General features: G+C 34.9%; 15 protein-coding genes and 3 pseudogenes. All 18 read right to left on the bottom strand.

Going from position 1 to position 15,340, the window contains the following annotated elements:
• Positions 1-115: 115 nt before the first annotated feature.
• The 18 genes and pseudogenes from priA to AC23MB_RS05465 all read right to left on the bottom strand — a co-directional run bounded on the left by priA (position 116) and on the right by AC23MB_RS05465 (position 15,303).
• Positions 116-2,563 carry a replication restart helicase PriA gene (priA, locus tag AC23MB_RS05550; protein WP_487786720.1) on the bottom strand — a complete coding sequence of 816 codons (2,448 nt, stop codon included), beginning with the start codon at positions 2,561-2,563 and terminating at the stop codon, positions 116-118.
• Between the two features lie 290 nt (positions 2,564-2,853).
• Positions 2,854-3,762, bottom strand: a complete 909-nt coding sequence (locus tag AC23MB_RS05545; protein ID WP_312324231.1) for an AEC family transporter — start codon at positions 3,760-3,762, stop codon at positions 2,854-2,856.
• Positions 3,763-4,041: 279 nt separating this feature from the next.
• Positions 4,042-4,965: a glycoside hydrolase family 2 protein gene (locus AC23MB_RS05540; protein ID WP_313030494.1), complete on the bottom strand. Its 924-nt coding sequence runs from the start codon at positions 4,963-4,965 to the stop codon at positions 4,042-4,044.
• A gap of 201 nt (positions 4,966-5,166) precedes the next feature.
• A complete protein-coding gene (locus AC23MB_RS05535; protein WP_312323770.1) occupies positions 5,167-5,685 on the bottom strand; it encodes a glycoside hydrolase family 2 TIM barrel-domain containing protein in 519 nt (172 codons plus the stop codon).
• Positions 5,686-5,709: 24 nt separating this feature from the next.
• A pseudogene (locus tag AC23MB_RS05530) lies at positions 5,710-6,438 on the bottom strand (glycosyl hydrolase 2 galactose-binding domain-containing protein); the annotation flags it as partial.
• Between the two features lie 106 nt (positions 6,439-6,544).
• Positions 6,545-7,207, bottom strand: coding sequence for a copper homeostasis protein CutC (locus AC23MB_RS05525; protein ID WP_487786719.1), 663 nt, complete (start codon positions 7,205-7,207; stop codon positions 6,545-6,547).
• A gap of 60 nt (positions 7,208-7,267) precedes the next feature.
• Positions 7,268-7,816, bottom strand: coding sequence for a hypothetical protein (locus tag AC23MB_RS05520; RefSeq protein WP_312323767.1), 549 nt, complete (start codon positions 7,814-7,816; stop codon positions 7,268-7,270).
• Positions 7,817-7,869: 53 nt separating this feature from the next.
• The gene (locus AC23MB_RS05515) at positions 7,870-8,376 is read right to left on the bottom strand and encodes a hypothetical protein (protein WP_312323765.1); all 507 of its coding nucleotides are present in this window, start codon (positions 8,374-8,376) and stop codon (positions 7,870-7,872) included.
• Between the two features lie 11 nt (positions 8,377-8,387).
• Entirely contained in the window at positions 8,388-9,200 is an 813-nt protein-coding gene (locus tag AC23MB_RS05510) for a hypothetical protein (RefSeq protein ID WP_313030509.1), read from the bottom strand.
• Between the two features lie 13 nt (positions 9,201-9,213).
• Positions 9,214-9,909 (bottom strand): hypothetical protein, encoded by a 696-nt coding sequence (locus AC23MB_RS05505; RefSeq protein WP_313030512.1) that lies wholly within the window; start codon positions 9,907-9,909, stop codon positions 9,214-9,216.
• Positions 9,910-9,912: 3 nt separating this feature from the next.
• Complete coding sequence (locus AC23MB_RS05500) at positions 9,913-10,566, bottom strand: hypothetical protein (protein ID WP_487786718.1); 654 nt, start codon at positions 10,564-10,566, stop codon at positions 9,913-9,915.
• 31 nt (positions 10,567-10,597) lie between these two features.
• Complete coding sequence (locus AC23MB_RS05495; protein WP_312324568.1) at positions 10,598-11,140, bottom strand: hypothetical protein; 543 nt, start codon at positions 11,138-11,140, stop codon at positions 10,598-10,600.
• A 165-nt stretch (positions 11,141-11,305) separates the two neighbouring features.
• Positions 11,306-11,962: pseudogene (locus AC23MB_RS05490) on the bottom strand (isoaspartyl peptidase/L-asparaginase family protein); the annotation flags it as partial.
• 57 nt (positions 11,963-12,019) lie between these two features.
• Positions 12,020-12,493, bottom strand: a pseudogene (locus AC23MB_RS05485) (family 20 glycosylhydrolase); the annotation flags it as partial.
• Positions 12,494-12,497: 4 nt separating this feature from the next.
• Positions 12,498-12,701 carry a glycoside hydrolase family 20 zincin-like fold domain-containing protein gene (locus AC23MB_RS05480; protein WP_487786833.1) on the bottom strand — a complete coding sequence of 68 codons (204 nt, stop codon included), beginning with the start codon at positions 12,699-12,701 and terminating at the stop codon, positions 12,498-12,500.
• Between the two features lie 37 nt (positions 12,702-12,738).
• A complete protein-coding gene (locus AC23MB_RS05475; RefSeq protein ID WP_487786717.1) occupies positions 12,739-12,909 on the bottom strand; it encodes a hypothetical protein in 171 nt (56 codons plus the stop codon).
• Positions 12,910-13,000: 91 nt separating this feature from the next.
• Positions 13,001-14,017 carry a T9SS type A sorting domain-containing protein gene (locus tag AC23MB_RS05470; RefSeq protein WP_487786716.1) on the bottom strand — a complete coding sequence of 339 codons (1,017 nt, stop codon included), beginning with the start codon at positions 14,015-14,017 and terminating at the stop codon, positions 13,001-13,003.
• A 116-nt stretch (positions 14,018-14,133) separates the two neighbouring features.
• Positions 14,134-15,303 carry a proline dehydrogenase family protein gene (locus AC23MB_RS05465; RefSeq protein ID WP_487786715.1) on the bottom strand — a complete coding sequence of 390 codons (1,170 nt, stop codon included), beginning with the start codon at positions 15,301-15,303 and terminating at the stop codon, positions 14,134-14,136.
• Positions 15,304-15,340: the final 37 nt, after the last annotated feature.

The following is a 15,340-nucleotide window of genomic DNA, read 5'->3' as shown; positions in this document are numbered from 1 at the left end:
ATTCTATATTTATCAAATAAAATCAACCTTTCTCAAAACGAAGTAAAGTTAGACATTATTGCTTCCGACAATGCTCTTCCAGGTTATAAAAGCTTTTAAACTTTGTTAAAAATAGTTAAAAGTCGACAAAAACATGCTTTCTGATGCTTCTATAAGCCGTTATTTCTTCGAATTCTTCAAAGCTCTTGCGGATGTAGTCTTTAAATACTAAATAGTTTTTGCCGCGCGGAAGTTTTAGCAAAATTTGAAACTGATACATATTATTCAAACGTGCTATAGAAGCTGGTTCTGGACCCAAAATACAATCTTCGGGCAAGTATTTTCCAAGGATCGAACCTAAAAACTGAGACGCACGATTCACTTTGTCTTCTCGGCGGTGTTTTAGTTCTATCATTATCAATTTCGTAAATGGTGGATAATGGAACTTTTTGCGTTCGGTCAAAAAATATTCGTAAATCCCTTGAATATCATTTCGTTGAATCAATTCAAAAACGCGATTTTGTGGATTATAAGTTTGAATTAAAACTTTTCCTTGCCCAGAAACCCGACCAGCACGTCCAGAAACCTGCGTCATCAACTGGTAAGCTCTTTCTTCCGCCCTAAAATCTTGAACATACATCAAAGAATCCGCTCTCGGAATGGCAACCAACTCGATGTCGTCAAAATCCAAACCTTTGGAAATCATTTGCGTTCCGACGATAATATCGGTTTCTCGGTCTTCAATTTTTTCGTATAATTTTTCGTAGGCAAATTTCTTGCGCATGGAATCTACATCCATTCTATCGACCTCAGCTTCTGGGAAAAGTTTTTGCAATTCCTCATGAATTTGCTCCACGCCAACACCTCTTTCATTCAAATTTTCGGAATGACATTTCGGACAAATTTTCGGTTTCGAAGCACGTTGACCACAGTAATGACATTTCATCTCGTTCGAATACTTATGATACGTCATCACGACATCACAATTTGAACAATAATTAACGTAACCGCAAGACTCACATTCCACAACATTCGCATAACCACGGCGGTTGTGAAGAACAATGGTTTGATTTTTATGTTCTAAATTTTGTCTGATATTTTCCAACAAATGAAACGAAAAATCTCCCGAAACATTCTTGGAATCTTGAGCTTCTTTAAAATTAATAAGTTCAAACTTCGGCAAATCTACTTTTCCGAATCTTTCACCTAAAAAAACATATTGTAATTTGTCTTTCCGAGCTGCAAAATAGCTTTCAACAGACGGTGTAGCAGAACCCAAAATAACATTAGCATTATATTTTTGACCTAAAATCTGTGCAGCATCTTTAGCATTAAAAAACGGCGAAACTTCTCTCGGACGATACGCCGAATCGTGTTCTTCATCGACAATAATTAAACCTAAATTTTGATAAGGCAAAAACAAAGCATTTCGCGTTCCGATAAGGATTTTAAGTTCGTCGTTCTTTACTTTTCGCCAAACTTCTACCCTTTCAAAATCGGTCAATTTTTGATGATAAAATCCAAGCGCGCTGCCATATTTTTTCTCTAAACGCTTCGTAATTTGCTTGGTTAAAGCAATCTCGGGAAGCAAAAACAAAACATTTCTACCTTCGTTGATGCATTCTTCAATTTTCTCTAAATAAATATGTGTTTTCCCCGAAGAAGTTACGCCATGCAAAAGCACATTTTTGTTTTCAGAAAAGGCTTCATCCACCAAAACCAAAGCTTGTTTTTGGGCAGAAGTCAACTCTTCTAAATCTTCGGTATCGCCGTCGTAGTAATCAATTCTATCTTTCTGAAGGAAATATTCTTCAACCCAATTTTTATCAATTAAAGATTTGATGTGCGAATGGGCAAAAAATCCATCATCAAACAATTCCGATTTTTTTATCAGAGAATCTGGATTTTCGGTTTGTTTATCCAAAATCGCCAAAAACAAATCTTTCTGTTTTGGCGCTCTTTTCAGCTGTGAAAGGATTTCGGTGAGTTCAAAATTCTTTAAAACTTCATCTTTTATCCTCACATAAGCCACTTCCTTGGCACGATATTTTTCCGCAACTTGCTCATCAATCTCAATATATTGCAAATCGATAAGCGAATTGATGGTTTTAATAATGTCTTTTTTCGGAATAAAAGCTTCAATGTCCGTCAAATTGATCAATTGTCGAACTTCCAAAGCTTGAATTAAGTACATTTCGTTGACATCCAAATTCTGAAAATCGACAACTGCATTAGGTTTTAATTTAAGATAAGTTTCGCTCTCCAGTTTTAAAGAAGACGGAAACGCAAAACGGTAAATTTCGCCCAAATTGCAGAGATAATAATCGGAAAGCCAGTTCCAAAACTCAATTTGTTGAATGGGAAGAATCGGCTTTTGGTCGAGAATATTAATGATATCTTTCGGGACAAAAGTTTCGGGTTCATTTTGATGCAAATCCCAAACAATTCCTGTATAAATTTTCTTACCACCAAACTGCACCAAAACCCGCATTCCGAGCTGAATTTCGTCCAATAAATCATCGGGCACTTTATACGTAAAAGAACCTGCAAGATTGAGCGGTAAAATAACTTGGGCGTAATGCAAAATCTGAATTAAAGCGTAAAAATAGAGATTTTTTACCGCAAAAGAAACAAAAGAATTTTATAAACGTAATGCTGTAAAGGTTTTTAATTAATAGATACAGCTATCGTACTTTATTTCCACAGCAGAAGAGTTAAAAATTTTTTCTTAATGCAAAAGAATATAAAAGATTTTATAAAAGTTAAGCATATAACATGACAAAAATTTAAAAAATAATTTAGAAATTGCTTTGTTTTACTTTGCGTTTTACTAAACTTTTGTAGTTTTTGTTGTAAAAAAAATATGACTTTGTTTTAGAAAAATAAACCAATCAACTCATACCATATCGCCGAGGTAAAAAAGCCAATAATAATGCTGATTCCAATAATTAAATTGGTGAGTTTTGTATTGAGTCGGAATTGTTCTGCGATAATACTAGAAGTTACTAAAGTTGGCATTGCAGCTTCGAAAATACTGATTTTAGCAACATCGCCTTTAATTCCGAAAATTAAAGCCAATCCAAAAACGATCGCTGGAGCTAAAATAAGTTTGTACAACATCGAAGTAGAAATCTGAGGCATTAATTTTTTCCAACCATTAAATTTCAATTGAAGTCCAACGGAAAATAAGGCTAAAGGACCAACTGTTGCCGCCAACTTATCGAAAAACGGTTCTGCAAAGCTTAAATCTACAAATTGAGAAATCACCAAAGCGCCAATGCAACCGAGAAAAGGCGGAAAAGTAAATAATCTTTTCAGAATAAATTTTGCGCTGATATTTCCAGATTTACTTCCTCCTTTTAAAGCAGAAATAATTCCTAAAGTTGATAATGCCAAAAACATCGTTTGGTCGCAAATAATGGCAATACTCAGCAAACTTTCTCCATAAAAAGCGGAAATCAATGGAAAACCGATGAAAGACGTATTACTGTAACCGCTTGCTAAATCCAAAGTGCTCTGCGAACGTCGGGAATAACCTTTGTATTTGCAATAATATTTCATGAAAATACCACTTCCTACTGCAATTAACAACGTTGAAAAAATTGGAAAAAGCATTTCCGTTGACCACTGAACTTTCGGTAAATATTTAAACGAAACTGCAGGTAACGCTAAATATAAAATCCAAGTATTGATGCCTTTGTGCGCATCGGGATGTATCGATTTTGTTGCTTTGAAAAGCATTCCGGCAATAATGCATACCGCAATCAAAACAAAATTTACCATTTTCTGAACTGAGATTTAAGATTTGATGTTGCAAAGTTACAATGCCTGAAAAAACTAGAACAAAGTCTTAACTAATAATTGAAAAAATGTGTCGAAAGTCATTGTTTGAGATACAAGAGTCAAGAGCCAAGAACCAAGAATTACGAATCAGGTTTTAAGAATCTCATTCATAATTCATAATTCATAATTCATAATTCATAATTCATAATTCATAATTCATAATTCATAATTCATAATTCATAATTCGTAATTCATAATTCATAATTCACAATTAAAAAACTACTGCATCGTATCCCACAAGCTCATCACTTCAATTTTATCCAAAGCTTTTGAAAGTTTAATTGTTCTTTTCTCGTTAGGAAGTAAATCAAAGAAGTTATCGGAAAAATGTGTGTCGCCCATCAAATAAATATCTTTTGCTAAAACATCTGTAGAAACTTCGATTTCGGTTGGTGAAATTTTCTTGATTTTGATATTGGGTTTTGGAAGTTCCAAATCTTTTGGTTTTTCCAGAAACAGGTTATTTTGAACTAACAATTTATCATTTACATCCAAAAGTTTTACAACAATCAAACTTTGTTTTCTTTCAGTTTCATCAAATAAATTTTCCACTTCTATTGGATCAAATTTTAATTGATCTTTAAGAACCTTCCCATTTGGAGCGCTTGAAATTTCATTAATTAATTTACCATCAAAATCAAGAACCTTAATTTCTATTCGAACATCTTTATAAGTTCCTAACCCGTCATTTACAGCATAAAAATTCAGAAGATTATCCTTTTCAAAACCAAAAACAGCAATATTCTCAAAACTTCGTTTTGTTTGATAATGCAAAGCTTTCCAGTTTCCCAAATAGTCAATCGCCGACCACGAAACCACTGGCCAACAATCGTTAAGTTGCCAAATTAAAGTTCCCATATTGTAAGGCTTGTTTCGGCGGTGCGCTTCGATGGCGATTTGCATTCCGCGAGCTTGCAACAACTGCGAAACGTAATTGTATTGCACAAAATCGGTCGGGACTTTATAATCCTTTTCCATATATTTATTAATGATTTCCCAACCTCGAGGCTGCTTGTGATGCGCCTGAATAATTGGAATTTTCAAATTCAAATCTGGCGTTCCCGAAAACATTGCTTTTATAGCTTCCAAGCTTGGCATTCCTTGAAAACCATATTCCGAAGCGAATATGCGGTACTTTTTCATTGTAAATTTCAAAAGGTTGTTCGCCCCACCAAACGCCCAATTATGTGAATCGCGTTCGGTAGGACTTTCTTTATGTCCCCAACCAATCGATGGCGAGCTCGTCCCGTAAATCGCATTGGGAGAAATTTTTTATAAAGTTTTGGGAATTACTTCATGAAAAATCGTTTTTTAATCCTTCCAAACTTGTAAAGAATCGGCTTTTTAATAGTTGAATTGTTTTTGATAACCCCAATTGACAATCGCTTCGTCCGCTTCATTATTTCCACACCACAACGCCAACGACGGATGATTTTGCAAACGTTTTACTTGACTTTTAACTTCTTGTTTCACATTTTCTTGATATGATTCATCGCTTGGATAAAAACTTCCTGCAAACGCAAAATCTTGCCAAACGAGAATTCCATTTTCGTCGCAAGCCTTGTAAAATTCGTCGTCTTCGTAAATTCCGCCACCCCAAACACGAATCATATTCATGTTGGCTTCTTTGGCGTCAGCAATTAATTTATGGTATTTTTCTTTGGTAATTCTCGGTAAAAAACTATCGGCCGGAATCCAGTTACTTCCTTTGATGTACAAAGGTTTTCCGTTGACTTTGAAGTAAAAAGATTTTCCTTTTTCATCTTTTTCTTGAACCAACTCAATCGTTCGAAGTCCAATTCTTTCGGTTTGAGAATCGATGACTTTGCCTTTATTAATGACCGAAATTTTAAAATCATACATCGCAGGCTTCCCTACACCATTGGGTTACCACAATTTTGGTTTTTTAATTTCAAAAGGAAAAGAAACTTTGTTAAGTTCTCTTTTTAGTTTTAAATTTTTATAGATTTTCCCATTAATAGAAACCTGAAGTTTTTCTAAATCATTATCTCCTACTTGGTCTACATTTATTTCGTTATGAAAAACCAAATCTGATTTTTTATCAGTTATTGATTTTTGTTCAACTCGAATATTTTCGATTGTGGCTTCATCCCAAGTAATGAGTTTTACATCTTTCCAAATTCCAGCGGTTACCCAACGCGGTCCCCAATCCCAACCGAACTGATATTGCGCTTTTCTAACCAAACTTCTCGGACTTTCAGGCAACTGAAACGGAATTTCCTTTGCTAATTCTTTTCCTTCTTTAACGCCTGATGTAAATCTTATCGTCAAAACATTTTCACCTTCACGGAGATAATCGCTCAAATAAACAACTTCTGGCGCAAACATATTCAAGGTTTTCGTTAGCGGACGACCATTGATATGGATTTCTGAAAACGCATCTAAACCTTCAAAAATCAAGACTTTATTAAGATTGCTCCACTCTTTATTGGTTATCGTAAAATGACTTCGATATTCCCAATCTTCATTTTCTATCCATTGCACTTTTTTCTCATTTTCGTCTAAAAAAGGGTCTGGAATAATTTTGTGCGTCATTAAATCGGTATGAACTGTCCCAGGAACTGAGGCTTTCAGCCATTTCTCGTCCTTCACATTTTTGAATTCCCAATTTGAGGAAGAAAGACTTCACTTGGTGGCTTGAGACGACATAAAATTTAATCCTATTAAAAAAATGATGAATGAAAAAAAACTTCATGGCAAATTATCTAAGTTGTTGTAGTAATTTCCTCAATTCTTCAACATCGATATTTTCTGAATCTGCCGAAATACAAGCCGAATGCAAATAATCAAAATCTTGCTTTAGCTCTGCTATATTAGTCGATCTAACGCCACCGCCCACTAAAATTGTTATACGATCGCCAGCCAAGTTTTTAAGTTCTTTTAATTTATCCAAACCTTGCATTGCCGAACTTGTGCCGCCAGAAGTCAGGATGGTTTTAAAACCGCATTTGATAATGTCTTCCAAAGCTTCTTCTTGATTCTCGATGCGGTCAAAAGCGCGATGGAATGTACACGGAATGCCTGCTGCGTGGCTCATCATTTCAAGATTTTTGTCAAAATCAAAACGATTATTTTCATCCAAAATGCCGAATACGAAACCATCCGCACCAACTTCTTTTAACATCATAAGGTCGGATTTCATATGTTCTAATTCTTTTTCATTGTAAAGAAAATCGCCACCACGAGGACGAATCATGGCATAAATAGGTACGTCTGATTTTTGTTTTAATTTAAGCAAAGTTTCGATATTTGGCGTAATGCCGCCCAAAGAATAATCTTCGCAAAGCTCGATTCTATCGACATTTTCTTGAATGGCTAAAAGTGCGGAAGCTTCGTTAAAACAAGCGATTTCAATTTTTGACATAATTTGACTTTTCACAAATATAAAAAGTAAAGGCTCTCAAAATTTGAAAGCTTTATGGGTTTATTCATCTTCTAAAACATCGGCAATTAAAAACTTGCCATCTTGCGCTTTGACTTTGATAATGCGCGGATAATTCTCATTAAAACCGACATCGCGAATATTAACATCAAAAATTAGAGTATCATTTTTCTGGCTAATTACATCAGATTTTGTTACTTTGATGTCTTGCCAATCTTGACCAGAAATTAAAAATCCAGTGCCAATTCCTGCTTTTTTAGTATCAAATTTTGGTTTCCATTTTTTATCAAACTCTGCTTGTGTTAATGCATCATCGACATCCAAATCAACATTGGTTGCATCCGTTTTGTAATCGTAATAATCATTAGTGGTCATCGTTTGCATCGCTTTGTTATAATCGTTATCCGATTTAAAAAATGCTTCGATGGTTTTCTTAAGCCAATCTTTTGCTAAAGTTTCGTTTATTTTAGGCGGATCCATTGTTTCAACTTTTACAGAATCTTTTTTAACAATAGGTTCAGTAGCAATCGTCTCTTTTTTATTTTGACAAGCTAAACAAAAAATTAAAATAACAGGAAGTAAATATTTCATCGTATGTGTCTTTAAAAATTGCTTCAAATTTAATTTAAAAAATAAAAAAACGTTTATTGTTTATGAAGATTAAAAGTTACATCGGTCTCGACGCGATACATTTTTTTAATTTCTTCAAGAGATTGACCTGTATAAAAAACCAACATTTGATAATAGTCATTTTTCAGATTGGTCAATTTCATATTTTTTCCATCGTTAAATAATTCGACAGTCATCACGCCGGGATACCAAGTTACCGTCACTTTATTATCGTTAACATTGTATTCTCCCATGTCGTTTACTTCTATGTCACCATCATACAAATATAATCGGTTATCTTTGGTGAAATAAAATGTTTTGCCTTTCCAATAAGTATTCAGAGGGACTTCGACCTCGGGCGTACCTGGAACAGTCATATAAAGTTTGCCGTCGACATTGTCAACAATCCACTTGCCACGAAGACTTTCTCGAGTTATAGTCGGTGGTAAATCGTCATCTGTTTTGTCACCGCAACCCACTAGAACAGCAATGCTAAGACATAACATCGAGATTAAAATTAGTTTTAAATAATTGTTTTTCATAATCTAATATTTTAATTGAAAAATGAATTAATATTACTAGTAATAAAGTTTTTGTAATCAGCGGCATTGGTACAATGTCCTTCTCCAGGCGCAATTAAGAATTTACTTTTAGCTTTAACATTAGCGTTTGTATTCGATTCAATCCCAGCTTTAAAATCTGTCCCATTACCGCCTGTCGCCCCGTCAGTCGCATTTGCCATGTACAACACGGGCAACTTTAGTGCGCTGCCTTTCCATTGGTCGCCGCCGCCACACTCAATAATTAGCCCTTTGATGCCCTCAATCGGTTGGCCGCCGCTGCCCATCTGTCCCGGAAGGCTGATGCCAAGACTAAGGTTACCACCTTTAGAAACGCCTCCTACAACAACATTGGATCTTGAAATGTTGTACGCAGGAGCTTCTTTACTTATAATTTCCTCAATATTTTGTTTGAATTTTATATTGCCGTCTGCGTAAGAGCTTCCTTTCTCATAAGTCGTTACAATGGCAACAAATCCCATTTTAGTAATGGCTTCGCATTGATTGTTTAACGAGGCATCATTAACATTTCCGCCATCGCCAACACCAAGAATGACAATACCTCTGCGCGCATCTGTTACAGTTGATTCTGGATAGTATGCTCGGTAATTAAAATTGCTTGCTTGGATATCTTTTGTCAAAACCTTGTATACTCTAGGCAACGGAAGCGGTCTTTTTGTTGCTCCCTTTTTTAAAAGTTCGTAATATCTATCTGTTATTTCTTTCGAAATAGTTTTTTGACTTTTAAAATTTCCAATTCCTAGAAGTGACGCCATAATGACGAATAATTGTGTTTTTGTTTTCATGGTAATTATTTTTTTAATTAGAGTTTTTAAATTGTAAATCATAAATGATATTTGATAAAGTTTTAGCATTCTTATCCGTTTTAATTAGTCTCGCATAACCTAAATTGTTATCTATAAAAAACCAATATGAATTGTCTAGTTTTAAAAAATGAGCATTTAGAATTTGTCGTTTTGAAATTGTGTTTGAATCCAAATTAACCGTGTATCTATCAAGAGCTGATATTTTAAAAGTTTGAAGTAAATCGCCTTTCTTATTATATTTTTGAAATCCATTTTTGGAAGAAACTTTAACAATATTTTGTTTTGAAAGACCTAATGGATTAATCTTTTTGGGTGCGTCAATAACTTGATAAAAATCTCTATCCGACAACAAATTAAAATCTCGAATCCACAAAGTATCGGTTACAATTCCTTTTTTTGAACCTTTCATTAATCCAGCATAACCGTAGCTAAGGTGTGCTTTTGTTTCGCAGTTTACGTCTTTGTAAGCTTGAGATGATCGATCTGGTGTTGCAAATTTTTGTTTGTGCACCAGCATAAAAAGCATCTCGCCCTCAACATCTACTTTGTACAAAGCGTTTGCAGTAGGATCTGTATCTATAATCTCTTGAAAGCATTTTGGAATAGTTTCTTTTTTTTGTCCAAAAGCAAAACATGAAAAAAGTGCAAAAAGAAGCGTAATTGTTTTAAAATTTAGTATCGTAATCATTTTTTATTTTAATTCTAGTTCGTATTGTAACATGATTTTTTCTTCGCCTTTGTTAAAACTTAAATTTCGATAATGCGTCACTTTTCCTTTATTGAGAAGTGATTTGACAAGATAATCGTCTGCTGGATGCTGATCTAGCACAAAAGAACGGCCGTCTGCAATTGTAACTTTGGCGCTAGAAGTCGCAAAAATGATATTGGTATAATCATCAATATCTGTTATTAAAAGAGGAAGCGATATCCCAAGATTAGCAATATTTGCAGAACTCGTAACTTCCAAAGGCGGAAGATTGTTGGCTGAACAATTTTTCTCCGCGGCTTGTGGCGCAAGTTGATAACCAAAATTAAAAGTCGGACAAAACTCCGCATAACTCCATGTAGAACTGTGGAAGGGATACAACAAAGTATTACCGCGCATCACCGCAATGGCTTCGTAAATACTTAGGCTAACTTTGGAAGACGAATTGGTCTTGTACCAAACCTTTACCAATTTGACACTTAGTTTTTTTCTAAGCTTAATGACCTGTCCTGTAATAATTGGTTTTACCTCTATTTTTTTTACATTCTCTATTTTTCGAGGTCCGCTTTTTTCTTGTGCAGAAAATGTTTGGCTTATTCCGACAAGTAATAATGCTAGGATAACATTTGATTTTTTCATGATATGTGTTTTTTAAGATTTTTAAATAATTTTATTTTTTAATTAAATGAAAAACAATATCACTAGGCACTCGATAGATGCTCTTCACTTTGTCTAAAGGTATTTTGGTTTGTGAAGCCAGAATTGCGTAGAAAGATTCTGGACTTTGTGTCATCGTCATATTTTGTCCAGAATTTGTTACCGAAAACGGCATCGAAAATTGGCCACTGTATTTCGGAATACTAAAAGCTTTACCGTTGTCAACGATTGTATAATCACTACTAATCATCACCGAATTACCATTAATAACATTTACTTTTCCATTGTTTTGAAACTTAAATATTTTCCCAATCAAAAAGCTAATCGGCGCCTCGATTTCCATGCTACTCTTCTCAGGTTTTACATAGATATGACCATCAACTCTTGCTATTTCCCAAGAACCAATAACCTGCATTGGTAAGAGATTAGTATTAGCTTTAATATTTGATGTTTTCGGGAGGTCTTTCACCTTCTTAACACTAACTTTTTGCGCATTGGCAAAATTGGTTGACAAAATCCCGAGCAACAACATAAAAATTTTAATCTGAGTTTTCATGATACTTGTTTTTATAGTTTAAATGTCAGAAGATTTGTTGCTAAGTTTCGGTACCAATTGTCTAATGGTTGCTTTGACTTGTCGAATGGCGAAGATTTGCACACAAAACACAAAAATGCCTCAGAATAACTTCCAAAGCATTTTTTATTTTTTATGAATTAAAATTTATTTTAAACTAAATTCTGGTTTTTCTAAACGATTTCCCTTTTGATCATGCACTGCAAAGCTAAACCCATCCTGAATACAATATGCGCCATACTCACCTATTTTGTTTAAGGCTACAAAGCCAACTTGGATATCTTTCAAATTTTTTCCTCGACGTTTTGCGATGTTTACAATACGTTCCACAGCTTCTTTACAAGCTTTTTATGGAGTGCGGCCTTGTCGCATTAATTCCACAACGAGGTGCGTCCCAACAGTTCTTATAACTTCTTCGCCGTGGCCAGTTGCCGTTGCAGCACCAACTTCGTTATCGACAAATAATCCAGCACCAACAATCGGCGAATCGCCTACTCTCCCATGCATTTTGAAAGCCATTCCGCTGGTCGTACACGCACCCGACAAATTGCCATTCGCGTCCAAAGCAATCATTCCAATTGTATCGTGATTTTCGATGTTGACAATCGGTTTGTACTTACTTTCTTTTAACCATTCTTTCCATTCTTTCTCGGATTCTGGCGTTAGTAGATTTTCCTTTTTAAACCCTTGCGAAATCGCAAATTCTAAAGCACCATCGGCAACTAACATCACATGTGGCGTTTTTTCCATAACCGCACTTGCCAACGAAATCGGATTTTTGATATGTTCCAAAGCTGCAACCGAAAGTGCCATCATTCTTGGAAAAACCATATTTTCAACATGTTTGAAATCCAAAATATATTCTGTCCAAAGGTTTCCTTGTGTTCCCCAAATAAGTTCACTTTCCTTCTCCGACAATTCACTTGGAATTGGGTTATAATTATAAACTTTTTGCAATCTCACATCGCCACCAATCGCGATTGGTTCTGTATCTGGACTTCCTTAATAGTAACCGAAATAATTGGTAGAAGTTGGCGTCATAATCGCTTTGTGGCCATTTTTTGCAGCATGAATTCCACCTTGAATTTCGGTCCAGCTCATCACCGTTGCGTTGGGCGCTAAACCGCCTTCCAAAATTTCGTCCCAACCGATGATTTTTTTGCCTTTGGAATTGATATACTTTTCCATTCTTGTAATGAAATAGCTTTGCAAGCAAATTTCGTCTTTTAAGTTTAGTTTTTTAATCAAACTTTGACAAAACTCGCTTTGCTTCCAACGGATTTTAGGTGCTTCATCTCCTCCAATATGGATATATCGATACGGAAATAGTGGCATCACTTCATCTAAAACATTTTCTAAAATCAGATTGATGCTCTTCGATCAATTGTAAAAGTGTCTGCACACCGCGGAAAATTCCAACATTGGTGTAAGCCGTGATCGAAATTCCGTTTTTATCGATTTTAAGACTGTACGATTCTGCCATTTTATCGGAAGGTTCTTTTATTCGTAGAACCGCCAATCTAATTTTTCCAGATTTTCCAATTTTAAAATCTTTTACAGTATTTTTTTTAGTTGATTTTTTAGATAATCTGCTTCTGAATTTGAGTCAAGACTTTGAATTCCAAAATCATGGGATAATTGTAAAAACCTTCATTAATTTTGACGGTTTCAGGTTTGGGAATAAATTGATTTTGCGTTATAATTTGACTTGACAACAATAAGACAGCAACTGAAAGCAGAACCTTCTTCATTTTAAAAACTTTGATAAAATAAATATACTTATTTAACACAAAAAAATCCCCATCAAAATTTGATGAGGATTTGCTTTTTATAATTATAAGTTTAATCTTTAATAAGACGTAAGACTTTAGATTCTGTATCAGTTTTAATTTTAATAGTATAAACTCCAGATTTCAAATCAGAGACATTGTAGTTTTCTGAAATTGGTAATATTTTTACCAATCTTCCACTAGCATCAAAAATCTCCACATTCTTACTTAAAATTTCTTTAGGAATACTTAATTTGAAATCATTTTTAGCAGGATTTGGATACAACCTAACACGATTATCATATTGTAAAACTTCTGTGGTACCTAGAGTCGTTTTAGTATATGTTATTACAAAAGGCATATCTAGTGGATAATCGGGCGCTGAAGCTGGATTTCCATTATCAATTATTGAAGTCCAAGTATTACTAATTGCATCATTTTGTTTTGCATTAAAAGTCGGTAATCCTCTAGATCCGACAACCGTTACTGAAGGAAGAAACCCCGCATTAGCCATTACAATATTTTGAAGTTGATATTTTATCCAATATGTTCCAGCATTAAGTTTTACAGGAGTATTTGCTTTAACTTTCCAAATCGCACGCGTAGTGCCTGGTGTAACAGTATTTGGCACCATTGTGTTACTTGTTCTGTACATTAAAGCATTTACCGAGGAGGCAAATCGATTAGTTGTATCATCTCCAAAAACAGATGTTGCACCTGAGACCGACGGATCCGAGCTAAAAATATTAACTCTTACTGTGTTAAAAGGGCTCGTAGTACCTGTATAGCCAGTTTGATAAGCAAAAAAATCTATGGAAACGATATCCCATTGCTCACCTGTTGGGATAGTAAAATCATCTGCCAAAAAATAAGATGCTGTAGAAGAAGAAGAAGTACCTCCTAGTCCAAGACTTGTATTAGATTCGGTAGTGTTTCCTGTATTATTTTGCAATTCTGACCAAGTATAACCTGCTGGTGCCATTGTTCCATTTTTTGCAGTTGATCCAGTTGATAGCTCTCCGTTGCTATAAGATTGTGCGATTGTAAAGTTGGCCATAGCAATAGCCAAAAGAATAGATGTTCTTTTCATGGTAAATTAATTTTAGTTTTAATCAAAGTTAACAGTATTTTTCAATTATGCAAATAATTTTAACAAAAAAATCCCCACCAAAACTGATGAGGATTTATTTATGTTTAAAACAAAATTTAAACTTGTTTTCTACGTTTCAATTCTTTTTCGATAAGCCCAAGCTCACGCCCAGTTTGTCCAGCAACAGACGTATTTTCTTGTGCTCTTCTTGTCAAATATGGCACCACATCTTTCACAGGTCCATAAGGAAGATATTTCGCAACATTATAACCTTTGTCCGCGAGATAATAACTGATGTTATCACTCATCCCGTACAATTGTCCAAAATATACATGCGGATTGTCGTGCTCCAAACCTTTAGCTTGCATTTTGTCCATAATTAGTTCAGTTGACTTTTCGTTATGCGTACCAAAAAACGCAGAAACTCTATCAAGATTATTCATCATAAAGTCGATACCAGCATTGTAATTAATGTCCGATGCTTCTTTATTTGGCTGGATTGGATCTGGATAGCCTTTTTCCGTAGCACGCGCTCTTTCTTTCTCCATATAAGCGCCACGAACAATTTTATAACCGATGAAGTAGCCTTTTTCCTTCGCTCTTTCAAGATGCTCAGCCATATATTCTAAACGACCAGTTCTGTACATTTGGATGGTATTCCAAACGATTGGTTTTTCCTTATTGTACTTCTCCATCATAACTTCGCAAAGTTGATCTGCAGCACCTTGCATCCAAGTTTCCTCAGCATCAACCATTACTTTTTTGTCGCTTTCGTAACACAATTTACAAACATCATCAAAACGCTTAACAACACGCTCCCACTCTGCTTTTTGACTTGTGGTCAACTCTGCGCCTTTACCCACTTCTTCATATAAGTCGATTCGACCAAAAGCGGTCGGCTTGAAAACCACAAACGGAATCGCCGGATTACCAACCGAAAAACGAACAATATCTTTAATTTCTTTACAAAAAGCATCAAAAGTCTCTTCATCAACTTTTCCTTCGATAGAGTAATCGAAAATACTTCCTATCCTGTGTTTGAATAAAGTTTTTACAACTTTCATACTTTCCTCACGCGTCTCGCCACCGCAAAATTGCTCGAACAAAGTTTGCTTCACAATACCATCAACAAAAGGAAAATTATTTCTAACCACAAAGTTAAGCATCGAAACGCCCACACTTGTCAAACTTGGATTTTCGATCGCCTTGAACATCCAAAAAGCCTTTTTAAGTTGTGCATCTGTTTTATCTGCAAAGGCCAATTTAGTATCATTAAAAATACTCATATCTTGAATAAAATTTGAATCTTCAAAATTAAGCATT

The sequence above is a fragment of the Soonwooa sp. T0.1_25 genome (assembly GCF_057652215.1).
The sequence above is the reverse complement of the archived record's forward strand: the minus strand, read 5'-3'. Positions and strand labels throughout refer to the sequence as shown.